General features: G+C 68.4%; 21 protein-coding genes and 1 pseudogene. 17 read left to right on the top strand and 5 right to left on the bottom strand.

Going from position 1 to position 22,277, the window contains the following annotated elements; all coding sequences use genetic code 11:
* Nucleotides 1-124: 124 nt before the first annotated feature.
* Entirely contained in the window at nt 125-2,176 is a 2,052-nt protein-coding gene (locus DKL51_RS02435; RefSeq protein WP_185734678.1) for a beta-propeller domain-containing protein, read from the bottom strand.
* Between the two features lie 201 nt (nt 2,177-2,377).
* Here DKL51_RS02435 and DKL51_RS02430 point away from each other — a divergent pair.
* Nucleotides 2,378-2,479 (top strand): annotated as a pseudogene (locus DKL51_RS02430) (IS5/IS1182 family transposase); the annotation flags it as partial.
* A gap of 20 nt (nt 2,480-2,499) precedes the next feature.
* Here DKL51_RS02430 and DKL51_RS02425 read toward each other — a convergent pair.
* A complete protein-coding gene (locus DKL51_RS02425) occupies nt 2,500-3,936 on the bottom strand; it encodes an MFS transporter (protein ID WP_124811676.1) in 1,437 nt (478 codons plus the stop codon).
* 73 nt (nt 3,937-4,009) lie between these two features.
* Between DKL51_RS02425 and DKL51_RS02420 the strand changes: the two genes are divergently transcribed.
* Nucleotides 4,010-4,603 (top strand): alpha/beta fold hydrolase, encoded by a 594-nt coding sequence (locus DKL51_RS02420; RefSeq protein WP_207783828.1) that lies wholly within the window; start codon nt 4,010-4,012, stop codon nt 4,601-4,603.
* An 84-nt stretch (nt 4,604-4,687) separates the two neighbouring features.
* Nucleotides 4,688-5,143 (top strand): winged helix-turn-helix transcriptional regulator, encoded by a 456-nt coding sequence (locus tag DKL51_RS02415; RefSeq protein WP_109944541.1) that lies wholly within the window; start codon nt 4,688-4,690, stop codon nt 5,141-5,143.
* A gap of 534 nt (nt 5,144-5,677) precedes the next feature.
* Here DKL51_RS02415 and DKL51_RS02410 read toward each other — a convergent pair.
* On the bottom strand, nt 5,678-6,709 hold the full coding sequence (locus tag DKL51_RS02410; RefSeq protein WP_109944540.1) for a LacI family DNA-binding transcriptional regulator: 1,032 nt from the start codon (nt 6,707-6,709) through the stop codon (nt 5,678-5,680).
* A gap of 374 nt (nt 6,710-7,083) precedes the next feature.
* On the opposite strand from DKL51_RS02410, the gene DKL51_RS02405 reads away from it, so the two are divergent.
* The 8 genes from DKL51_RS02405 to DKL51_RS34670 all read left to right on the top strand — a co-directional run bounded on the left by DKL51_RS02405 (nt 7,084) and on the right by DKL51_RS34670 (nt 15,880).
* Nucleotides 7,084-8,328 carry an ABC transporter substrate-binding protein gene (locus DKL51_RS02405; RefSeq protein ID WP_243420643.1) on the top strand — a complete coding sequence of 415 codons (1,245 nt, stop codon included), beginning with the start codon at nt 7,084-7,086 and terminating at the stop codon, nt 8,326-8,328.
* A 244-nt stretch (nt 8,329-8,572) separates the two neighbouring features.
* Nucleotides 8,573-9,361 (top strand): carbohydrate ABC transporter permease, encoded by a 789-nt coding sequence (locus DKL51_RS02400; RefSeq protein ID WP_260428346.1) that lies wholly within the window; start codon nt 8,573-8,575, stop codon nt 9,359-9,361.
* Between the two features lie 136 nt (nt 9,362-9,497).
* A complete protein-coding gene (locus DKL51_RS02395; RefSeq protein ID WP_243420644.1) occupies nt 9,498-10,340 on the top strand; it encodes a carbohydrate ABC transporter permease in 843 nt (280 codons plus the stop codon).
* 8 nt (nt 10,341-10,348) lie between these two features.
* Nucleotides 10,349-12,439 carry a glycoside hydrolase family 127 protein gene (locus DKL51_RS02390; RefSeq protein WP_124811675.1) on the top strand — a complete coding sequence of 697 codons (2,091 nt, stop codon included), beginning with the start codon at nt 10,349-10,351 and terminating at the stop codon, nt 12,437-12,439.
* 387 nt (nt 12,440-12,826) lie between these two features.
* The gene (locus tag DKL51_RS02385; protein ID WP_109944536.1) at nt 12,827-13,636 is read left to right on the top strand and encodes an alpha/beta fold hydrolase; all 810 of its coding nucleotides are present in this window, start codon (nt 12,827-12,829) and stop codon (nt 13,634-13,636) included.
* Nucleotides 13,637-13,741: 105 nt separating this feature from the next.
* Complete coding sequence (locus tag DKL51_RS02380) at nt 13,742-14,311, top strand: hypothetical protein (RefSeq protein ID WP_123809655.1); 570 nt, start codon at nt 13,742-13,744, stop codon at nt 14,309-14,311.
* Between the two features lie 235 nt (nt 14,312-14,546).
* On the top strand, nt 14,547-15,476 hold the full coding sequence (locus tag DKL51_RS02375; RefSeq protein ID WP_124811674.1) for an NAD-dependent epimerase/dehydratase family protein: 930 nt from the start codon (nt 14,547-14,549) through the stop codon (nt 15,474-15,476).
* A gap of 200 nt (nt 15,477-15,676) precedes the next feature.
* Entirely contained in the window at nt 15,677-15,880 is a 204-nt protein-coding gene (locus DKL51_RS34670) for a hypothetical protein (RefSeq protein WP_185734680.1), read from the top strand.
* A 30-nt stretch (nt 15,881-15,910) separates the two neighbouring features.
* Here DKL51_RS34670 and DKL51_RS34665 read toward each other — a convergent pair whose 3' ends face one another.
* Nucleotides 15,911-16,105, bottom strand: coding sequence for a hypothetical protein (locus DKL51_RS34665; protein ID WP_185734679.1), 195 nt, complete (start codon nt 16,103-16,105; stop codon nt 15,911-15,913).
* A gap of 352 nt (nt 16,106-16,457) precedes the next feature.
* Between DKL51_RS34665 and DKL51_RS02365 the strand changes: the two genes are divergently transcribed.
* From DKL51_RS02365 to DKL51_RS02345, 5 genes are all read left to right on the top strand, one after another.
* Nucleotides 16,458-17,588: an ABC transporter substrate-binding protein gene (locus DKL51_RS02365; RefSeq protein ID WP_207786193.1), complete on the top strand. Its 1,131-nt coding sequence runs from the start codon at nt 16,458-16,460 to the stop codon at nt 17,586-17,588.
* Nucleotides 17,589-17,705: 117 nt separating this feature from the next.
* Nucleotides 17,706-18,788, top strand: coding sequence for a carbohydrate ABC transporter permease (locus DKL51_RS02360; protein ID WP_109944531.1), 1,083 nt, complete (start codon nt 17,706-17,708; stop codon nt 18,786-18,788).
* Nucleotides 18,789-18,793: 5 nt separating this feature from the next.
* The gene (locus tag DKL51_RS02355) at nt 18,794-19,687 is read left to right on the top strand and encodes a carbohydrate ABC transporter permease (RefSeq protein WP_124811672.1); all 894 of its coding nucleotides are present in this window, start codon (nt 18,794-18,796) and stop codon (nt 19,685-19,687) included.
* Between the two features lie 20 nt (nt 19,688-19,707).
* Nucleotides 19,708-19,935 (top strand): hypothetical protein, encoded by a 228-nt coding sequence (locus DKL51_RS02350; protein ID WP_109944529.1) that lies wholly within the window; start codon nt 19,708-19,710, stop codon nt 19,933-19,935.
* A gap of 11 nt (nt 19,936-19,946) precedes the next feature.
* Complete coding sequence (locus DKL51_RS02345) at nt 19,947-20,984, top strand: LacI family DNA-binding transcriptional regulator (RefSeq protein WP_124811671.1); 1,038 nt, start codon at nt 19,947-19,949, stop codon at nt 20,982-20,984.
* Between the two features lie 94 nt (nt 20,985-21,078).
* On the opposite strand, the gene DKL51_RS02340 is transcribed toward DKL51_RS02345, so the two are convergent.
* Nucleotides 21,079-22,002: an EamA family transporter gene (locus DKL51_RS02340; protein ID WP_124811670.1), complete on the bottom strand. Its 924-nt coding sequence runs from the start codon at nt 22,000-22,002 to the stop codon at nt 21,079-21,081.
* Nucleotides 22,003-22,074: 72 nt separating this feature from the next.
* Between DKL51_RS02340 and DKL51_RS02335 the strand changes: the two genes are divergently transcribed.
* Nucleotides 22,075-22,277, top strand: a 203-nt coding sequence (locus DKL51_RS02335) for a helix-turn-helix domain-containing protein (protein WP_124811669.1), incomplete at its 3' end; no start/stop codon positions are given.

Here is a 22,277-nt window from a genome sequence, read left to right as displayed (position 1 = left end):
AGCCTGCCCTTCTGCTCCTGGAAGGGGCGGGCCCACCCGCCCGCGGTGACCACGAGGCCGTGACTGTGACTGGCCAGGATGCACGGCACCGCCGTCCAACGGCGAGCCACTTCGGACGCCAGGGTCACGCCGTACGCAGCCAGCCGATGGTCTTCATGGTGGCGAGGCTGGTCGCCTTGAGGCCAGCGTCGGAGACGGTCCAGAGCACTCCGTCGACCACCAGTGACCGGCGGATCGGCGCCAGCTCCTCGGGATGCCCCGTGCCCAGCGTGTGGTCGACCGTGCCGACCTCGGTGAACCCACCGTCGCCGACCCGCAGCGCCAGCGCCACGTTGCTCGGCAGGCCCGGGCTGCCCACGGCAGTCTGGTCGTTCACCGCACGAGGGCTGCTCACGGCGCCCGTGCCGTAGACGGTCAGTGGGACCACGACCAGGCGTTCGGCCGGCCAGTAGAGGAACGCGTGCGGGTCGAACTCCGCCTCGGAGTGCCCCTGCTTGACGTGATACTGGGCGATCCGGGTCGGCTTGGCCGGATCGGAGACGTCGAAGAGCGAGAGCTGGGTGCCCTGGACACGGCCCTGGTCGGACGCTTCCTGTCCGACGCCGAGCAGCCGTCCTTCGCCGGCCGGGTGCAGGTACGCCGAATAGCCGTTGATCTTCAGTTCGCCGCTCACCTTCGGCGCCGTCGGATCGCGCAGGTCGACGGTGTAGAGCGGGTCGGTCTGCCGGAAGGTGACGACGTACCCGGTGCCGCCGACGAACCGTACGGCGTGGATCCGTTCTCCCTTGCCCAGTCCGGTGACCTTGCCGACCTGGGTCAGTGTCGTGCCGTCGGCGCGCAGGACGTACACGCTGGATGTCGAGTCGGCCTTGTCGCCCCAGGTACGGCCACTGGTGGTGGCTACTCGCAGGTGCCCGCCCCACTCCGAGATGGCGTACTGGTTGATCAGCCAGCCCGGCACGGACGCCGCGGCGACGTAGCGCGGGGCAGCTGTGCCCGAGGTGTCGAACTGGTAGATCTCGGTGGTCTGGTCCTTGGGATCGGCTACCGCGTTCCGCGCGGTCAGCATCGGCAGCACCCGCCAGCGCTGGTCGTTGGCGACGTACAGCCGGGGTCCGTTGCTGTAGACGGTGTCGCCGTCGGCGATCACGGTGACCGGGTCGCCGGCGCCGAGCGTGGCCACACCGAGGTCGAAGCTGAGCACTGTCACCAGCGACGTGCCGGAGTAGCTGGCCGGCCGGCTCACCCGGTCGCAGCCGACCCGTCCGGTGCTGGTTCGCCCGCCGGAGTTGACCTCGTACCGGGGCAGCCAGTCGTCGGCGCTGGCCTTGTCGATGATCTCGCGGTTGGCGGCGGCGCGCTGCCCGTCGGTGGCCCGTTCCCGGTACGGAAAGGTCAGCCGGGGCGCGGAGCGGACCACCACGCGGACCGTCGCGCCCACCTGGCGGGCGTCCACCAGATCGCCGTCGATCCGGTACTCCCCGATGACCTTCGGCGCGCCGGAGAGGTCGACCATGATCAGCCGGGGACCGACGATGTCGCCCGGCATCGGGGAAGAGCCCCCATCTGCCGGGGCGGCGCGCCCGCCTCCCTCGGGGACGGCGGGTTTCGCCACACCGGCCCACCCCTCGCGGAGCAGCACCAGCGCCCGGTCACCCTGTAGGAGCAGGCTGTCTTCGAACCCGCCGGGCGCCAGTTTCAGTTCCCCGGTCAGCCGGCGGGTGGCCGGGTCGATCACGTACAGCTTGCCGTGGTTGACGGTGACGATCCGCTTGCCGTCGGTCTTGACCAGGTCCGGTTCGTCGACCCCCGCCTCGTGCGTGTTGGTGCCCGAGTAGCCGGGGGCGGCAGCTCCGGCCGCCGTGTCGCCCGCGCCTGCCGCGTTGGCCCCGGGCGCCGCATCCGCCTGCTTCGCGGCGGGCGCTCCGGCCTGTTCCGCGCGGCCGAAGGTACGGACGTCCCCGTTCGGTCCGAACCCCCAGGGCCCGACGTACGCCTTGACGGCGGTCTTGAGCTGCTGCAGCGCCTCCGCGCAGGAGTCGAACGCGACGAGCCGGAACGACCCGGCCGGCACTTTCCGGTCACCTGGTGGCGCGGGGACCGGCTCCGCCGTACATCCGGTGACCAGGGCCAGGCTGGCGACCAGGGCCAGTCCCGTGACTCGGGCTGGAGTCATGACTCGGGGAACGCCGGTGGCGTCCGTTCGATGGCCTGCGCGGACGCTGCTACCTGTCATGCGTCCTACGACGTGTCCGCCCCGGGCTGGGTTCCCGGCCGGGGGCAGTCACCGCGTTAAGTGGTCAACCTGGGTGATTCGCCGTGATGCCCAAGGCGAGGGGGCTCGTTCAGGCCGGCACGGCCCCCGGTCGGCCCGCCTCGACGACCCAGCCGCGCGGGGGGCATCCGTCCGCGGATCGCCCGCCGAGGTCAACCTCACGGCTCCGGACTGGGCGTGTTCCGGTGGGTAGTCGAGCGAACGGCGGATTACGACACGCTGAATCAGTGCACCGGCAGTGTCGGGTGTGTGGCTGCAGAGAGTGGTGCCTCGGCGGCGCCAGCTGGACTGGAGGTTGGCGCGAACCGGGCGGCGAGCATGAGGAGGGCACCGACGGTGGCTGCGGTGGCCATGAACACCCAGCCGTGCCGGTATGCGTCTATCGCGGTGGCGGGGGTGGGTGTCGCGACGATGGCGACGAACGCGGCGACGCCCAGGGCTGCGCCGACTTGCCGGAACATCGCTGAGATGCCGATGGCGGTGGCGAAGCGGGCTGGTGCGACCGCCGCGACGGTAACTGCGGTGAAGGCGGGCATGGACAGGCCGATCCCGGCGCCGGCGAGAATCTGTCCGGGCAGGAACGCGCCAACATAGTCGGGGGTCAGGCCGAGACGGGCGGCGTTGTAGGTCATACCGGCCGCGACGAGCAGTCCGCCGATCGCGCCGATGGCGGCCATGCCGATGCGGGGCCCGAGCCGGGCGGCGACGGCGGCAAACATCAGCGCGGCCAGCGGTCCGGCGGACAGTTCGAGGCCCGCCTTCAGAATGGAGTGGCCCCAGACCTGGGTCAGGAACAGCACTCCCGCGAGGAGCAGGGCGGCGAACGCGGCGAAGAACACGCAGGCGGCCGCGACGGCCAGCGCGAACGACGGGATCCGCAGGATCGGCAGTTCCAGCACGGGTACGCGGTGACGGGCCGAGCGCACCACCGCCGTGGTGATCATCGCAGTGGCGATGCCGAAGGCGGCCAGGGTTCCGGTTGCGTCCCAGCCCCACTCGCGTCCTTTGATCAGTGCCAGGGTCAGCGAGCCGATGCCCAGCATCAGGGCCGCGGTGCCGGCGAGGTCGGGTAGCCCGTGTGCGTGCGGGTCGCGGGATTCGTCGAGCCGGCGGGCCGTGTACCAGAGGCAGACGAGTCCCAGTGGCAGATTGACCAGGAACACCCACCGCCAGCTGGCCTGGACCAGCAAACCGCCGAGCGGTGGGCCGGCGGCGGCGCCGATGGCTCCGACGGCTGCCCATGCAGCGATGACGGCCGGGCGGGTTCGCGGGGCGAAGGCGGGCAGCACCACGCCCAGGGAGCTGGGCGTCATGATTGCCGCACCGACACCCTGAAGCACCCGTGCGGCGATGAGCAGGTTCGGCGATGGGGCGGCGGCGCAGGCGGCCGAGGCGAGGGTGAACAGGGTCAGGCCGATGAGGAAACCGCGTTTGCGGCCGTACAGGTCGACCAGGCGCCCGGCGGGCACGAGCAAGGCGGCGAAGACGATCGCGTATCCGTTGAGGACCCAGGACAGCTGGGCCAGGTCGGCATCGGGGAAGTCGCGCTGCAGGTCAGGAAAGGTGATGTTGACGATGAACAGGTCCAGGAGTGTGGCGAAAACGCCGATGGAGACCATCAGAAATGTGCGCCAAGGCTTGCTTGCCACCTGTTCCTCCAAGACGTTGGTTGCTTGATGCAACGAACGCTATCCGGGTGAGTAGCATCACGCAACTCATTAGGGGGAGGATCAGATGATCCCGACCGCGCATGAACTCGCCGTGCCACGTGGAGCGCACCGGCTGTACGCCGAGGTGACGCCCGGCACCGGAGTACCGCTGGTGTTGATGCATGGCTTCCCCGACAACACCCACCTGTACGACCGGCTGATGCCGCATCTGGCCGGGCGCCATGCCGTGGTGCGTTTTGACTTCCTTGGCTGGGGCCGTTCCGACAAGCCACGCGCTTACCCCTACACGGCCACGAACCAGGTCGCTGCTGCGCAACGCGGCCGTGCCGTGGTGCGCCGACGTCCGGACCTGGACCGTCGCCCGTACGCGTGGCAGGTCGGCGGGTTCATCCGCGACCCCGAGATCCGCGACATGCTCGTGACGCAGCTGTACGCGGACTTCCTGCCAGCCCGGCCCGCGTTCTGGCCTCTCAACGACGACCCGTCGCCGGCCGTGCTGACCCGCCTGCGGCACGTTGACGAGCTACGGCGGTTCGTCCCGCCGGTACGCGTCATCTTCGGCGCCCGCGACCGGTACCTCAACACCCGGGTCGCTCGCCGGTTCGCGGCGCTGTTCCCCAACAGCGAGCTACACCTGCTACCGGACGCCGGCCACTAGTCCAGGTCGACGAGCCCGCACACGTCGCGGACCTCATCACCGCACAGTGGCATCACGCAACCAACACCCAATATGCTGGCGGACATGCTCGGACGGACCTACGACGACCAGGTGTGCTCCATCGCCCGCGCCCTCGAAATCCTCGGCGAACGGTGGACCCTGCTCATCGTCCGCGACGCGTTGCTCGGCCTGCGGCGCTTCGACGACTTCCAACACAGCCTCGGCGTCGCCCGCAACGTACTCACCGACCGGCTCAAACGCCTCGTCGACGCGGGCATACTCCAGCGCGTGCCCTACCAGCAACGGCCGCAACGGTTCGACTACCAGCTCACCGACCTCGGCCGCGAACTCGCCGTGCCGCTGGTCGGCCTGATGCGCTGGGGCGACCGGCACCTGGCCGGACCCGCCGGACCCCCACGCCTCACCCACCACCGCTCCTGCGGCAACGCACTGCACGCCACCCTCTACTGCAACACCTGCAACCAGCCAGTCGCCGTCACCGACATGGACGTCCGGCCCGGCCCGGGCCGGGCAGGCTAAACGCCCATACGGGTAGAGTGATCGAAAACACGAATGCAAAAATGTGTCACGTTCGCGATTTCGTCTTGCCGATGCCGGCCATGCCGGTGACGACGCTGACCAGCGCCGTGTGGGCTCGTCTCGGACCTTTGGCGATGTGCCGGTCCAACACCGGAAGCGACCTCACCCGGCGCGGTGCTCGATGGCGAGTTGATCGTCCGCCGCTCCGCCCTCCCGCTCACACGGATCATGGAACTCACCGCACGGCGGTTCCACCGCGTCGCCCGCGAAACCCTGCAGGGCTCTCCGAGACCATGCGGCGCTTCAATCTGCCGATCCGCGCGGAGCGGAACACCTGGTTGACCCACCGCGCGCAGTAGGGGCATGTGGCCCGTCCCACTCGCCTACGTCTACGGCGAGTCATCTGCTGGCCCTGGGCCGCGCCGGATCGCCCAGGTCACCGTTCGGCAGCGCTACTGGGCAGCCCTCGGCCGGTCACCGGGCTGCGCGCGGTGCTCCAGGAGCACGGACCCGCGCAGCGTGGACACCCTCAGCTCACCGGCGGGCCACCGTAGAGCCACGGATGACCAGACGAGGCGCTTGGGTGTGCACGCCGTTGCCCATTTCGTCACCGTCAAGAGCGGCGAACACCCGTTGGGCCGCGGATCGGCCAAGCAGTTGCAGGTTGGGATCGATGCTGGTCAGCTCCGGTCGGGAGTTGGTAACCATCTCATCCCAGTTGTCGAACCCGATGACAGCGATGTCGCCCGGCACCTTCCGCCCCTGGTCGCGCGCGGTGTCCAACGCTCCCCTTGCGATCTGGTCCGAGCCGCACAGGACTGCGTCGATGTCTGGGTACCGCTCGAGCAGCACCGCAGTTGCGTCGCGACCCCAGCGCTCCGACCACTCCGAGTACATCACTTCACCGACCAGCTCCAAACCGGCGGCGTCGAGCGCCTCCAGCGCGCCTTTGACCCGGTCCTGGGCGGCTGCGTAAGAGGGGTCACCAGTTACGTGTGCGATGCGGCGCCGTCCGCAGCTGAGCAGGTGCTCGACGGCGAGCCGCCCGGCGGCCACGTTGTCGGGGACGAGCGACAGATCGTCCGGGTCGTCCGAGGGAGCGTAGACGTAAACGACGGGGACCGGAAGGTCGTGGCCGACAGAGGGACGCCGGTCGGTCTGGCTCCCCACCACGATCAGACCGTCCACTCTCCGACTCAGCAGCGCTTTGAGCTGGTGCTGCTCACGGATGGTGTCTCCACGCGCATCACACAGGAAGACGTTGATGCGGCCCGCACCGAAGGCGTCCTCTGCGCCCATGAGGATCGGGATGACGAACCGGCCCTGGAGGTCGCTGGTGAGCAGACCGACGGTTCCGGTGCGCCCCACCAGCAAACCCTGCGCAAGCGTGTTGGGGACGAAGGACAGCTGCTCGGCTGCCTGGAGCACGCGCGCCCGCGTGTGTGCAGCAACCTGACTGCGACCATTGAGGGCCTTCGACGCCGTGGCCACGGAGACGCCGGCGAACCGTGCCACGTCCGTCAGGGTCACCGCCTTGCTGCCGCCGACGTGGTCCTTGCCAGCCATGCGCTCTCCTCATCATTGCGCCCCACGGTTCGCCATGGGGCCGATCCCTACGTCAAGACGTCGCACCAAGTGCTTGACGAGTGTGACCTCGGCCACTACCTTACACGAAACGGAAAAGGTTTTCGGTCTTTTCGGAGGTAAGGGTCGGCCACGGCCTACCTCGCGATCTTCCAGGAAGACGGCGGACCGTGACGCATCGTGGGCCACGCCCCATGGGGGCGTCGTCGTATCACCGGCACTAGCAACACGGCAAGGTTTTCGCACCACCACCGGAGCCGTGCCGCGGCTCCCGCTCAACGATGGGCAGAGGAGTAGGGATGAAAATATTCCACCGGCGAGGCGGTCTACGTAGCGTCACGGTAGTAGGCCTCAGCGTGGCCGTCCTCGCGCTGGCCGCATGTGGCAGCGGTGGCAGCGACGCGGCGCCGGGCGCGGCGGTCAGCGTCGCCGCGGACGGAACCGATGACGGCAGCCAGCTCACGCTGTGGACGCGAGCCCCTCTGGAGAAGCAGGCAAAGCTCCTGGTCGAGGCCTACAACAAGAGCCACAAGAACCAGGTCACCCTCACCGTCGTCCCCAACGATGACTACGTCGCCAAGGTGGGCGCCGCAGCAGGGTCGAAGGGTCTGCCGGACCTGTTCGCCGCCGACATCGTCTACGTGCCGAACTGGGTGAAGCAGGGTCTGTTCCGGGACATCAGCGCCAACATCGACGGGCTGGGCTTCAAGGACTCGATCAACAAGGGTCACCTGGGTGCTGGAACCGTCGACGGCAAGCAGCACGTCCTGCCGTTCGTGCTGGACCTGTCGATGCTCTTCTGGAACAAGGCGTTGTTCAAGGAAGCCGGGCTCGACCCGAACAAGGCGCCCGCCACTCTCGAGGAGTACGCCGCAGCGGCCAAGAAAATCCAGGCCCTGGGCAAGAAGGACGTGTACGGCACCGCGACCGGGCTCAACTGCGGCGGATGTCTGGTCTTCACCTGGTTCCCGAGCGTCTGGGCTGCGGGCGGCCAGGTGATGAACGGCGACGGAACGCAGGCCAACTTCACCAGCGACCAGAGCAAGAAGGTCTTCGACACCTGGCGCGACCTGTGGAAGTCCGGCGCTGTGCTGCCCTCGTCGAAGGACGAGGCCGGCCCCACCTGGACCGCGGGGTTCACCGAGGGCAAGGTCGGCCTGATGTTCTACCCGGCCACGCTGCTGTCGTCGACCAAGTTCGACGTCGGCGTCGCGGGCATTCCAGGCCCCGGCGGCGGGGCGTCCACGTTCGTCGGCGGTGACGGCATCGGCATTTCCAAGGACTCCAAGAAAGCCGCACAGGCCTGGAGCTTCCTCAACTGGATGATGTCGGAGGAGGCTCAGATCGAGGTCCTGGCCAAGGACAACGACGTGGTCTCCCGTGGGGACCTTGCCAACAACAAGTACGCCGCCAAGGACCCGCGGCTGGTGACCATCAACGAGGTGGCGGGCAAGGGTCAGACCCCGGTGGCGATGAACTTCCAGCAGGCGTACAACGCCACGAACAGCCCGTGGCTCAGCCTGGTTCGCGACTGCGTCCTCAGCGAGGGCACCGACCTGCAGCCGAACAACCAGCAGATCACCTCGGTGTTGTCCCAGTAGTCCACCCGCCCCTGGTGCCGGGCTCGGTCCGTCGAGCGCCCGGGTCCGGCGCCGGGCTGCTCCGCTCGCCGCATTGCGCAGCCGCTATTTGGAGGACCACGCCATGGGTGTGTCCATGATGTCCGGCCGAGACAGACGGTCGCGCCGACGCTTGAGCCCGCCATCACCCGCACGACGGGGTGAGGCCGTCAAGGGGTGGCTCTACGTCTCGCCAACTGCGGTGTTCGTAGCGGTCTTGTTCGTTGTGCCGCTGCTGCTGGTGGTCAGGATGTCGCTCTCGCGCTGGCCGCTGCTCACCGGTGACCAGGGCGTCAACGCCCCGGACAACTACACCAAAGTCTTCAACAACCGCTTCTTCGCCGACTCGGTGGTCTTCACGCTCAAATACACCGTCCTGGCCACCGCCCTGCTCATAGCGCTCGGCCTGGGCCTGGCCCTGCTGGTGCAGGAGTCCAGCCGCTGGAAGGGCCTGCTGCGGGCATCCTTCCTCATCCCCAGCTCCCTTGGTCTCGCCTCCGCGTCCCTGCTGTTCTACGTGCTCTACTCGCCGTTCGCCGGGCCCGCCGCGGACCTGATGGAGAAGCTCGGCTGGACATTCCTCGGCAGCCCCAACGCCGCCCTGTTTTCCACGGTGTTTCTCATCGTCTGGCGTTTCGCCGGCTTCTACATGCTCCTGATGCTGGTGGGCCTGCAAGGCATCCCCGCCGAGCTCTACGAGGCAGCGCGGATCGATGGCGCGTCCCGGTGGCAGACGTTTCGGCGGATCACCCTTCCGCTGCTGAGGCCGACGCTGGCGCTGACCACCATCATGTGCGTCACCGGCTCCCTGCTGGCCTTCGAGCAGTTCTACATCCTCACCAAGGGCGGCCCGGACAACAGCACCATCACCGTCGTTCAGCTCATCTACACGATGGCGTTCCAGGGACAGAACGACCTGGGAGTGGCCGCCGCGCTCTCGGTCATCGCCCTCATCGCCCTGGTCGTCATCAATGCCATGCAGCTGCGGGCCTTCCATAACCCGGACGAGAAGTGAGAGCGACATGAGCAGCCACGCACCAACCCCCGCCAGCGCTCATGCCGCTAACGACCCGGATACCGGCCAGTCCGACCGTTCCTCGCGGGGCGACGGCGCCGCCATCGGGAAGGCAACACCGGCAAGGTCTGGTCCCGTGCGCCATCCCCCCACGACAAGCATCGCGGGTCTGGTCTTTCGCACGCCGTACTGGATCTTCACGGGGGGTCTGGCCGTCATCTTCCTGTTCCCGCTGGGCTGGACAGCCGCCGCATCCGTCTCGCCGCACGCCGGCACCAACCAGACCGACGGGTGGGGCTTCGGCAACTACCGCACGCTGGCGGACTATCAGGCCGGCATCTGGCAGTACCTCGTCAACTCGGCATTCGTCTCCCTGACCACCGTCGTCCTCACGCTGGCGATCTCGCTGCTGGGCGGGTACGCGTTCGCCCGGTTCACCTTCCCCGGCAAGAACGTGCTGTTCCTGACCACTTTGGCGATCCTCATGGTTCCGTACGCAACCATGCTGATCCCGCTCTACGTCCTGCTGAACCAGCTGGGCCTGCAGGACTCGCTCCTCGGCGTGGCCTTGGTCCTGACGATGTTCCAGCTGCCGTTCTCCACCTTCATGATGCGGATCTCGTTCGAGGCGATCCCCCGCGAGCTGGACGAGGCGGCCCTCGTCGACGGCTGCTCCTCCTGGGCCGCGCTGTGGCGGGTGCTGCTACCGGCGGTCAAGCCCGGACTGATCACCGTCGGTCTCTTCGCCTTCCTGACGACGTGGAACGACTTCATGGCCCCGCTGATCCTGATCAACGACTCGAACAGATTCACCCTGCCGCTGGCCGTCTCCAACCTGCGCGTCCAGGTGCAGGGAGTCATCGACTACGGGGCCACGGAAGCCGGGGTCGTCGTGCTGGCCCTGCCCTGCATCGTCCTGTTCCTGCTCCTGCAACGTCACTACGTCCGCGGCTTCATGTCCGGCGCCTTCAAAGGATGAACCCCACGATGACCATCACAGATCCAAGGCCCGCCCACCATCGGGCCGGGTTCGTCCCCGCGGCCCCCAGGACCGGGCGACTGCGCCCGCTGGGCTTGGACGAGGTCCACATCACCGGGGGCTTCTGGGCACAGCGCCAGTCGGTCAACCGCCAGCACACTCTGCCGCACATCGGTCACTGGCTCGAGCGTGAAGGCTGGATCGCAAACTTCGACCTCGCTGCCAACGGCTCCCTGGCCGAGGGCCGGCGCGGGCGCGAGTTCTCCGACTCCGAGATCTACAAGTACCTCGAGGCGCTGGCCTGGGAGATCGGCCGCACCGGCGACGACGAGCTGGAAGGCGCCTTCCGGAACCTGGTCGACCGCGTCGCCCGGGCCCAGGAACCCGACGGGTACCTCAACACCAATTTCGGGCGGCCCGGGCAGGCACCGCGGTGGTCCGACCTGGAGTGGGGCCACGAGCTGTACTGCCTCGGCCACCTGTTCCAGGCCGCCGTGGCGCGAGCCCGCACCCGACCGGACGCCGACGACGGCCTGTTGGCCATCGCTTGCCGCGCCGCCGACCTGGTCTGCGAGGTCTTCGGCCCCGAGGGCATCCAGAGCGTGTGCGGGCACGCCGAGGTCGAGGTCGGTCTGGCGGAGTTGGCTCGCGCCACCGGCGAGCAGCGTTACCTGCGGCAGGCCCAGCTGTTCGTCACCCGCCGCGGCACCGGCACGCTGCGTCCGATCGAGTGGGGCCAGCAGTATTTCCAGGACGACATCCCGGTGCGCAAGGCCACGGTGCTGCGTGGCCACGCCGTCCGGGCCAACTATCTGGCGGCCGGCGCGGTGGACGTCGCGGTCGAGACCGGTGACGACGACCTTCTCTCCGCCCTGGTCACCCAATGGGACAATACGGTGGCCCGGCGCACGTACATCACCGGAGGTCAGGGCTCCCACCACCAGGACGAAGCGTTCGGCGAGGACTGGGTACTCCCGCCGGACCGGGCCTACTCCGAGACCTGCGCCAGCATCGCCTCGATCATGTTCAGCTGGCGGCTGCTGTTGGCCCGCGGCGCCACCCAGTACGGCGACCTGATCGAGCGGACGCTCTACAACGTGGTCGCCACGTCCCCCTCGGCGTCCGGGACCGCGTTCTACTACGCCAACACCCTGCACCAGCGGACCCCCGGGGCTGTCCCGGACCCGGACACCGCCTCACTGCGCGCCGAGTCCTCCCTCCGGGCCCCCTGGTTCGGGGTCTCCTGCTGCCCCCCGAACGTCGCACGCACTTTCGCCAGCCTCGACGCGCTGGTCGCCACGGCCGACGCTCAAGGCCTCCAGCTCCACCAGTTCGCCAGCTGCAGCATCCAGACCCGGCTGGACAATGGTGAGCTCGTCGCCCTCGACGTACAGACCGACTACCCCCGCTCTGGATGCGTTCGCCTCACCGCGACACGGGACGCCGCTGACCCATGGACCCTCTCGATCCGCGTGCCCCAGTGGGCCGACGGAACCGAGCTGGTGGTGACCACGGCAGCCGGTGAGGTCATCACCACAGAGGCGAACAAGGGGTGGGCCGCCGTGCGCCGCGCCTTCCACACCGGGGACGTGGTCGAGCTCGTCCTGCCGATGCGGCCGCGCCTGACCCACCCCGATCCCAGCATCGACGCGGTGCGCGGCTGTGTCGCCGTCGAACGGGGGCCCGAGGTCTACTGCCTCGAATCCATCGACCTGGACCTCGCGAGCCACGGAACTGTCAGCGACGTCGCAGACATCCGGATCGACGTTGCGGCGCCCGTCGACGACCGCAATGGCCAACCATTGGTGCGTCTCGTCGCGGCGGCCGCGGAACCTGGACGTGGCCTGGCCTGGCCCTACGCCGAGCACTCACTGGAGCCGGCGCCCTCGGTGTCGATCGACGTCCCTCTCATCCCGTACCACGACTGGGCCGAACGGGGCCGGTCCACCATGCGCGTGTGGCTGCCCGTGGCCGCACAACCGAACCTCGACGCAAGTACCACCGTCGACTGGGGCTCGGAGGAGCCGGGCGGGGGGAGGGAGAGAGAGACTGACCCGAGCGGCCCTTCTTCGCGGACGACGACTGGCACAAGGACCTAAATCGTCTACTTAAGAGCGTGGTTGAGATGTGCGCTATGTCGATGTGCCGGGCTCGCGCCAGCGGGGTGACGGCTGGCTGGCTTGCCACGGGTGAGACGGCGGGCCAACGAGCTTGCTGGCGAAGCCGGCGTCGAAGACGAACCGATCGGGGTGGCCAGGTACGTGCACAGCGGGGCGAAGTTGGCGCCGTTGCGTCCTGCCCGCTGGCCGCGACGTCGCTGACGGCGATGAGGAGGCCGAGCGTGTCGGTGACGATGAATACAGCCGTTGATGTTCTTTCCCACGTCGTAGCTCGGCCTTCGGCTGGCCTAAGAAGAGACGTTGATGAACGCCGAAATCAAGGGCAAGCTCTAGACCAGTCATTGCCGAGAGGAAAGCGGGGTAGTCGTGGGCCTGTTCCCGCATCGCGACGCGGAGATCTTCTACGAGATCCATGGCAGCGGCCCACCGCTGCTGCTGATCCCGGGTGGACCGGGTGTGTCAGCCGTCTACCAGGCGCTGGACAGCCAACTCGCCGATCGCTGGACCGTCATCACCTACGATCTGCCCGGCCATGGCCGTAGCTCCGGTCCGCGCGACCGTGACAACACCGTGTCGGACCAGGCCGACCTCGCCGCCCAACTCTTGGACCACGTGGCTGGCGGAAGGTCGACCGTCTTCGGGACGAGCTATGGCGCGGTCATCGCCGTCGACCTGCTGACACGCCATCCCTCCCTCGTTCAGGCGCTGATCGTGCACGAACCCATCATGATCGAACTCCTGACCGATGCGCCTACCTGGCGTACGTTCTTCGACCAGATCACCCACGCCGACGACACGGAGGCCGCCTTCGCCCAGTTCATGACCGCGGTGCATGCCGGAAGCGGCCCGGGTGAGGGGTTTATCCCACCGGCCATACCTCCGTTCTCGGGCGGAACCGAAGAACGCGCCTTCTCTCTGCGGCACGAGCTGCCCCATGCGGTCAGCTACCTGCCGAACATCGCGCGGCTTGCCCGCACCGGCGCGCCGATCGCCGTGCTGGCAGGTGTGGCGAGCGATTCCACGTTCTACGGTCAGAGCGCGCGCGAGCTCGCCCGCCGGCTGAACATCCCCTGCACCCCGATCACAGGCGGCCACCTCGGCCACTTCATGCAACCCGTCAGCTTCGCCACAACCCTCCGTCAAGTAATGGCCGATCTCACCGGCTCGCCCGCCTAAGTGCCTGTTCGAGCTGGTCTGATGTGGACAGCGTGGTGACGTGACATCAACGATCCGGCCGGCAGGGTCACGCTGATGTCTGCTCGTATTGGCTACCCCTCGGACTTGACCGACGCCCAGTGGGCACTGATCGAGCCGGCGGACGGGATTGAGCTCCGCTTCCGCTTCTTACGTCGACGTTCAAGCTCGCCGCCGGAGCCAACGGACCGGATGGTCGGCACCGGTCAGGCAATCGGCGGCTTCGTGGATTCCTTCCTGCGGCTGCGGTCTGCACTCGAAAAGAAGGTGCAGAAGCGGTACGACACACGCGGCAAACCGCTCGCGATCTTCGTTGGTGCCTGGGACTCGGCGTGCACCGTTGACCAGTTCGAGGACGCCCTGCTGGGAGAACAGTTCTTGGTCAACTCCGGCGAAGTCAAGCGCGCCAACAACGGCTTCTTCGGCAGAAACCGAGAGCGCCCAGCGGGCAAACATCAGGAGCTGTCCTGTGTGGTCGCCCTTCGCGGCTGGAGGCCGTGGCAGTCCGACAACCCGTCGATCCTCAGGTTCGACAACCCATTCGCCGCCGTCTCGTTCCCCGATGAACTCCTACCGGCGGACTACCGGTTGGGCGTCGTGCGAGACGAGCGTAAGCTGTGGCTGGAATGGACGCCAACACGGCCTGGCCTCGCCTAACACCGAGCCGCTGCTGAAACGTGACGCCTCAACGAAGGCGGTCAGGTCACCGGCGCCGCTCACGCCGGCAACCTGGCAAGGTTGCCTGATCCCCGGGGTGGGTAGCCAATCAGCTGACCGGCGGGGCATTTACCAGGGGCGACGCCCGCTGTGCGAGGTACCACACCGCCAGGTCGCCACATGCCCGGCCGGTGCCCCGTCCCACGGGTGAGACCTGCACGAAGGGACCGAAGCCATGAGAGTACTGCTCGCAGGCGCCTCGGGCGCCGTCGGTACACCGCTCACCCGGCAGCTCATCGCCGCCGGCCACCAGGTCGTCGGCATCACCCGCAGTCAGGCCAACGCCGAGCGGCTGCGCACCGCCGGCGCGGAGGCCGTGGTGGCCGACGTGCTGGACCGCGAGCACCTGCTCGCCGCCGTGCGCGACGTGCGGGCCGACGCGGTCATGCACCAGTTGACCGCGCTGGGCACCACGAAAATGCGGGAGGCGATGCAGGGCACGAACGCCCTGCGTACCACCGGAACCGCCCACCTCCTCGCGGCCGCCCGCGCCGTCGGCGCCCACCGCTTCCTCACCCAGTCGATCGTGCTCGGGTACGGCTACCGCGACCACGGCCCGCACGTGATCACCGAGGACGACCCGTTCGCCGAACCGCAGCCCGGCCCGCTCGCAGACGGGGTCACGGCCATTCGCTCCACCGAGGAGCAGGTGTTCTCGGCCGACGAGATGGAGGGCATCGCGCTGCGCTACGGCGCCTTCTACGGCCAGGACAGCTTCACCCGGATGATCATCAACCTGGTGCGCAAGCGCCGGTTGCCGGTGCCCTCGTCCGGCGGCGGGTTCGTCAACTTCATCTACCTGGAGGACGCCGCCGCCGCGACCGTGGCCGCGCTGGAGAAGGGGCGCGCCGGACAGGCGTACAACATCGTCGACGACGAGCCGGTGCGCTGGGCCGACTACCTGGACGCGCTCGCGGCCGAGCTCGGCATGCGCCGACCGTGGCGGGTGCCCACCTGGATGCTGCGGGCGATCCCGTACCTGCATGCGATCGTGACCACCTCGATGCGTGTCTCCAACGCGAAGGCCAGGCGCGAGCTGGGCTGGGCTCCGGCGGTGTCGACCTACCGCGAGGGCATCCCGCTGGTGGCGGAGGCGAGCCGCTGAGGGGTCGCTGTCAGGGGACGCCAGTACGCTGTTCGCCCTGCTGGAGTGCCTCGACGATGCCGCGCTGCGCCGGTGGTGCGAGGCCGGCCTGGCGGCGTTGCGCCGGCACCAGCGGGAGATCGACGAGCTGAACGTCTACCCGGTGCCCGACGGGGACACCGGGCTGGTACAAGGAATGGCCGCTGTGGGACTGCCGGCAGTTGGACGCCGTCGACGTCGACGCGCTCGGCGCCATTGTGGCCGAGCGGCAGGCGTGGATCGCCGCCAGCGTCAGCAAGTGGGACGCGGCCGCCTACCTGGGTTGGCGGCGCGAGGAGTTCGCGTCGCGAAGCAGCAGGGCGTCTGTTGCGACGCCGGTGCGAGGAATCCCCAAGATGCCGAGCACGGGCCGAAAGGCTCCGTGAACGACACTGTCCACCTGGCATACACCAAGCTCAGAGCCATGATCGCTCTACGAACTCAAGATAAGGTTCGCGCTGCTGCTGAAGTTCTACATCCGGGCCGGCAGGTTCCCGCGCGGCCGCGGGGAGTTGCCGGACGAGGCGGTGGTGCATCCGGGCATGGGTGCAGCGTGCTGCCATCATGGGGCGCGCCTGGCTGATGCCGGGATCAAAGATCGACAGCTCCATCCGGCACAAGGTTTGCACCTCACGGGATGGCGCATGGCAAGTCCGCCACCAGCTCCACCCCGCCTGCGGTGGTTATCCAATCGTTATCGGCTGCCGCACCGCCACCGGTTGCGAGTCGGTGCGCAAGCGCTTTTACTCCGTGTCGGAGATCACAGTGTCAAGGCGATCGACCCCTGACACGCCAACGATAGGAGGCGGGCGGATGGCCCAGCAGAAGAGAAGGCGCCGCGTCCACGCGGTGCTCGCAGCGGCTGCAGCTGTGGCCCTCACCACCGCGGGGTGCGGCGGAGGCTCGTCGAGCGACAGCAACAGCGCAGCGCAGGGGGCCGACTCCAGAGGTCCCATCACGTTCGTGACCGGCAAGGACAACAGCAACGTCTGGTCGGCGACCATCGAGAAGTGGAACGCCGCGCACCCCAACGAGAAGGTCACGCTCAAGGAGCAGTCCGACCAGGCCGACCAGCAGCACGACGACATCGTGCAGCACATGCAGGCCAAGGACCCGAGCTACGACATCGTCACCACCGACGTGGTGTGGACGGCCGAGTTCGCCGCCAAGGGCTGGCTCGTGCCGCTCAAGGACAAGTTCGCGCTAGACACCAGCAAGCTGCTCAAGCCGACAGTGGCCGCCGCGACCTACAACGGCACGCTCTACGCCGCGCCGTTCGCCAGTGACGGTGGCATGCTCTACTACCGCAAGGACCTCGTTCCCACCCCGCCCAAGACGCTGGACGAGATGTGGGGCATGTGCAGCATCGCCAAGAAGAAGAACATGGGGTGCTACGCGGGCCAGTTCGCGAAGTACGAGGGCCTGACGGTCAATGCCGCCGAGGCCATCAACACCGCTGGCGGCAAGATCGTCGACGACCAGGGCAAGCCCACCGTCGACTCCCCCGAGTCGGTCAAGGGCCTGCAGATGCTCGCCGACCACTACAAGAACGGTGACATCCCCAAGGAGGCCATCACCTTCCAGGAGGAGCAGGGCCGCCAGGCGTTCGAGTCCGGCAAGTTGCTGTTCCTGCGCAACTGGCCCTATGTGTACAACTTGGCCAAGACGGACGGCTCCTCGGTCGTGAAGGACAAGTTCGCCGTGGCTCCCCTGCCCGGTGTGAGCGGCCCCGGCGCGTCCAGCCTCGGTGGCCACAGCGAGGGGATCGGCGCTTACTCCAAGCACAAGGCGACGGCCTTCGACTTCCTGAAGTTCATCGAGGAGGACGCCCAGCAGAAGTTCTTCATGGAGAAGGGCTCCCTGGCGCCGGTGGTGGCTTCGATGTACGACGACCCGGCCCTCGTCGCCAAGGCCCCTTACCTGCCGACGCTGAAGACCTCGATCGAGAATGCCGTCCCCCGTCCGGTCACACCCTTCTACCCGGCGGTGACGACCGCGATCGAGGACAACGCCTACGCCGCGATGAAGGGTGACAAGCCGGTCGATCAGGCGATCAAGGACATGCAGTCAGCGATCGCCTCGGCGTCCCACTGACCTGCACTACTCCCCTCGGGTGCGGGGCCGGGCAAGCCGCCCGGTCCCGCAACCAGGACCCCGCTCGGCAGGCTTCAGTGCGGTATCTGAGCCGCACCTTTGGGCAAGGAGGCCCACATGAGCACCACCGTCGAGGGCGCAGAGGCGAGGCGCACGAGCCCGCGTCACGAGCAGAGGAGGAAGGGGCTGAACGCGGGCCAGGGCCGCCGCGCGCTCTTCCTCGTGGCGCCGACGGTCGTCCTCCTCGGCGTCGTGATCGTCTACCCGCTGGTCAAGGCGATTTTCCTGTCCTTCCAGAACGATTCGGGCCTGGACAAGGCCACCGGGATGTTCGTCGAGGGCGGATTCGCCGGCGTGGACAACTACAAGCACTGGCTGCTGGCGCAGTGCGGCACCGCGACGGGCACCAGCACCTGTCCGCCGGGCAACATCGGGTCGCTGTTCTGGCCAGCGCTCGGGGTCACCGTGTTCTTCACGGTCGTCTCGGTGGCGATCGAGGTGGTTCTCGGCCTGTGGTTCGCCACCATCATGAACCGCGTGTTCCGCGGCCGCGGCCTGGTCCGCGCCGCGATTCTCGTGCCGTGGGCCATCCCGACCGCGGTCACCGCGAAGCTGTGGTTCTTCATCTTCGCGTACGACGGCATTGCCAACCACCTGCTCGGCTTCGTCGGCGTCGACCCGTTGCTCTGGACCGGTGACACGTGGCCCTCGCGCTTCGCGGTCATCTTCGCCGATGTCTGGAAGACCACGCCGTTCATGGCCCTGCTCATCCTCGCCGGCCTGCAGCTGATCGGCTCCGACGTCTACGAGGCCGCCCAGATCGACGGGGCGTCGCGCTGGCAGACGTTCACCCGGATCACCCTGCCCATGATCAAGGTGCCGCTGATGGTGGCGATCCTGTTCCGCACGCTCGACGTGCTGCGCATCTTCGACCTGCCCTACATCCTCACCGGCGGTGGCGGTGGCTCCGGTCATGCGACGACAACGCTGTCCATCCTCGTGATCAAGCAGATCCGCGAGGGCTTCCACAGCGCCTCGGCGCTCTCGACGATCGTGTTCCTCGTCATCGCGCTCGTCGCGTTCCTGTTCATCCGGTTCGGCGGCGCCGACGTCGTGCAGCGTCCGCCGAAGGGCAAGCGTGGCGAGAAGCCGGTACTGCCCAAGAACGCAACGGTCGAGTCCACCGTGGAAGGGAACTGACAGCCATGGCCATCGCCACCGTCACACCCAGGGCCACGGTCACCCGCGAGCACCACGTCGAGAGCGGACGCTGGCGCAACATCCGCGGCTACACCGGCCTGCTGCTCATCGTCGTCTGGGGCCTGGCGCCGTTCTACTGGATGATCGTCACAGCGTTCCGCGACGTGGGCTACACCTTCGACACCACCCCGTGGCCGACGCACGTGACGCTGGACAACTTCCAGACGGCGTTCTCCACCGACCGTGGCAACCACTTCGCCCATGCGCTGCTCAACAGCCTCATCATCGGGGTCGTCACGACGGCGCTGGCCATGCTGGTCGGCGTCTTCGCCGCCTACGCGATCTCCCGGCTGAACTTCGCGGGTAAGTACCTCGTCCTGGGCTTCATCCTCGGGGCCTCGATGTTCCCCGGTGTCGCGCTGGTGTCCCCGCTGTTCCAGATGTTCTCCTCGTGGGGCTGGCTGACGGGGTACAACTACCAGGCGCTGATCATCCCCAACATCTCCTTCGCGCTCCCACTCACCGTCTACACCTTGACTGCGTTCTTCTCCGAGATGCCGTGGGAGCTTGAGGAGTCTGCGCGCATGGACGGCTGCACCCAGGGCCAGGCGTTCCGCAAGATCTTGCTCCCGCTGGCAGCGCCCGGGTTGTTCACCACCGCGATCCTGGCGTTCATCAGTTCCTGGAACGAGTTCCTGCTGTCATCCCAGTTCGCCACCGCCAACACCCAGCCGGTCACTGTCGCCATCGCGAGCTTCACCGGTGCCCAACCACACCAAGAGCCGTACACGGCCGTCATGGCCGCCGGGACCATCGTCACGGTGCCACTCATCATCATGGTGCTGTTCTTCCAGCGCGCCATCGTCTCCGGCCTGACCGCCGGCGGCGTCAAGGGCTGACGGCGGCGACGGAGGACGCCATGGGCATCTTCAACCCCGGGAGCGGGACGGGCAGCCACCCACGTGCCCGTGCCCAGCGCCTGGACATGCTTATCGGCATCTTGGGCTTCTTCACCGTGATGGCGTTCATCCAGACCGTCCTGCTGGAGCTGCGCGGGCAGGCCGCCGGCCTGTCCGCGCTCTTGCTCGCGGTGCTCGTCGTGCTGCTGCTCCTGGCAGCCCGCGCACGGCGGAAGATCCAGCTCTAGGCCTGGCTGTCATGAGCACCATCAACGATGTAGCCAGGGCGGCGGGTGTATCGGTCGCCACGGTGTCACGCGCGCTGCGCGGTCTCGACCGGGTCAGCCCGCAGACGCGCGCCCGCGTCGTGCAGGCCGCCACTGAGCTGCACTACGTCGCGTCCCCGACCGCGTCGTCCCTCGCCAGCGGGCGCACCAAGGTCGTGGCCGTCGTCGTGCCGTTCCTGGCCCGGTGGTTCTTCGCCACGGTGATCAGCGGGATCGAAAAGGCGTTGCGCCGCCACGACCACCACGTCCTGCTGATCGACCTTGAGGGCGAGTCCTTCGGCACTCGGCTGCACCTGAGCCACAGCATGCTCTGGAAGCGCGTGGACGGCGTGATCGTCCTGGCGACCGCGCTCGACGAGCAGGAGCAGGCGCTCATCGAGCGTCTCGGGTTGCCGGTCGTCACGATCGGCCACCGGATCCGCGACTGGTCGTGCGTGCGGATCGACGACAAGGAGGCGATGCGGATCGCGGTGCGCCATGTCCTGGACCTCGGGCACACCGACGTCGCCTACGTCGGCGGCGTGCCGGACGCCAGCGCCGACCTGCAGACCCCCCAGGACCGGGCCCGGGCGTTCGCGGACACCTTGGCCGAGCGGGGGCTGGGCTGCCCGCCGGAGTGGGTCATCGAGTCCGACTGGACGGCCGTCGGGGCGGCCCGCGACATCATGGCGGTCCTGAACGGCCCGTCCCGCCCCACCGCGGTCGTCGCCGCATCCGACGAAATGGCCCTCGGCGTCATGGCCGCTGCCCGGCGGTCGGGCTTGGCCGTACCCCAGGACCTGTCCGTCATCGGAGTCGACGACCACGTCCTCTCGGAAGCTCTCGGCCTGACGACGGTGCGCCAGGACGTGCTCTGCCAAGGACACCGCGCCGGTGAGGCGCTCATGCGCCAGCTCGTGGACGAGGCGGCCGCTACCGTCGACGAGGTCATGCCGGTGCAGCTGGTGGTGCGCGAGTCCACCGCGCCACCCCCGAAGAAGCGCGGAGGCACCCGCGTCACGAACACCTGAGCCGACTCAGTGGCGGGCGTCGACAACGCCGGGGAGGCACGCCCGTGCTGGCTGTAGTCGCGGACGACGGACAGCGACGAGCCCTAGCCGCGGACTAGGCAGTCGCGGCCGGGGCGTACTCGGGCTCGCGGCCCTCACTCGCAGCCGTGGCGTTGTTGCGGTCCGCCGTGGAACGCCGGACCACCAGCGCCAGCCCGGCGAGGACGATGGCGGCCGCGGCCAGTTCCGTCGGGCCGACGGGCTCGTCGAGCAACAGCCACGCCGCGCTGAGCCCGAAGACCGGCACCAGGAGGCTGAACGGCACCACCCGCGCGATCGAGTACCGGGCGATCAGCCGGTTCCAGATCCCGAAGCCGACGAGGGTCGACACGTACGCGACGTACGCCACGGCGAGCAGCCCGCGCCACGACAGGCCGGTGATCGCATCCAGCACCGCCTGTCCGCCGTCGACCACGCCGGCCAGGCCGAGCAGCGGCAACGGCGGCACCAGGCTCGACCAGACCAGCAGCGAGAGCGGTCGCGTCTCGCCGCTGGCCCGCATGACCAGGTTTGCCACGGCCCAGCTGGCCGCCGCGAACAGCGTCAGCACGAAGCCGATCACCGTGGCGTGGCCGCCGCTGCCGATCGCCAGCACGCCGATCCCGACCGATCCGACCAGTACGCCGGCCACCTGCGCCCGCGCCGGCCGCTCGCCCAGCACCGCCGCCGCCAGCAGCACCGACATCAGCGCCTGCGCCTGCAGCACCAGCGAGGCCAGACCGGCGGACATGCCAGCCGCGAGCGCCGTGAAGAGGGCGCCGAACTTCAGGACGCCGAGCACCAGCCCGTAGGCGACCACGTAGCGGAGCCGGGCGCGGGGGCGCGGCACCAGGAAGACCAGCGGCACCGCCGCCGCGACGAAGCGCAGCGCGGTCAGCACGAGCGGCGGCAGGTCGCGCAGGCCCAGCTCGATGGCGACGAAGTTGACGCCCCAAATGGCGGCGACGAGCACGGCGAGAAGTCGGTGCGATGCTTTCATGCCGGCTACGCTGCCCGAGCGAACGCTTAAGGACCAGTTCAATGTTCTTCATCGCTGTTGTAGCGTAGCTACATGGATCTTGACGTACGCCGGCTCCGCGTGCTGCACGAGGTCGCGCTGCGCGGCAGCGTCACCGCCGCCGCCGCGGCGCTGCACGTGACCCCGTCTGCGGTATCCCAGCAGCACGTCCTTCGCGTGGCTGGCCAGCACCTGGCCGGCCGGGGTGAGCACGATTCCGCGCCCGGCCCGCTCGACCAGCTCGTGACCGGCCTCTC

The sequence above is a fragment of the Micromonospora globispora genome, from assembly GCF_003857015.1.
Lineage (GTDB): Bacteria > Actinomycetota > Actinomycetes > Mycobacteriales > Micromonosporaceae > Micromonospora > Micromonospora globispora.
The sequence above is the reverse complement of the archived record's forward strand: the minus strand, read 5'-3'. Positions and strand labels throughout refer to the sequence as shown.

Bases quoted from the DNA above. Each gene is read 5' to 3' on its own strand.
- DKL51_RS02435 (WP_185734678.1), bottom strand. From the start codon at position 2,176: ATGACTCCAGCCCGAGTCACGGGACTGGCCCTGGTCGCCAGCCTGGCC.
- DKL51_RS02420 (WP_207783828.1), top strand. From the start codon at position 4,010: ATGATCCCGACCGCGCATGAACTCGCCGTGCCACGTGGAGCGCACCGG.
- DKL51_RS02415 (WP_109944541.1), top strand. From the start codon at position 4,688: ATGCTCGGACGGACCTACGACGACCAGGTGTGCTCCATCGCCCGCGCC.
- DKL51_RS02410 (WP_109944540.1), bottom strand. From the start codon at position 6,709: ATGGCTGGCAAGGACCACGTCGGCGGCAGCAAGGCGGTGACCCTGACG.
- DKL51_RS02390 (WP_124811675.1), top strand. From the start codon at position 10,349: ATGACCATCACAGATCCAAGGCCCGCCCACCATCGGGCCGGGTTCGTC.
- DKL51_RS02375 (WP_124811674.1), top strand. From the start codon at position 14,547: ATGAGAGTACTGCTCGCAGGCGCCTCGGGCGCCGTCGGTACACCGCTC.
- DKL51_RS34665 (WP_185734679.1), bottom strand. From the start codon at position 16,105: ATGGAGCTGTCGATCTTTGATCCCGGCATCAGCCAGGCGCGCCCCATG.
- DKL51_RS02360 (WP_109944531.1), top strand. From the start codon at position 17,706: ATGAGCACCACCGTCGAGGGCGCAGAGGCGAGGCGCACGAGCCCGCGT.
- DKL51_RS02355 (WP_124811672.1), top strand. From the start codon at position 18,794: ATGGCCATCGCCACCGTCACACCCAGGGCCACGGTCACCCGCGAGCAC.
- DKL51_RS02350 (WP_109944529.1), top strand. From the start codon at position 19,708: ATGGGCATCTTCAACCCCGGGAGCGGGACGGGCAGCCACCCACGTGCC.
- DKL51_RS02345 (WP_124811671.1), top strand. From the start codon at position 19,947: ATGAGCACCATCAACGATGTAGCCAGGGCGGCGGGTGTATCGGTCGCC.
- DKL51_RS02340 (WP_124811670.1), bottom strand. From the start codon at position 22,002: ATGAAAGCATCGCACCGACTTCTCGCCGTGCTCGTCGCCGCCATTTGG.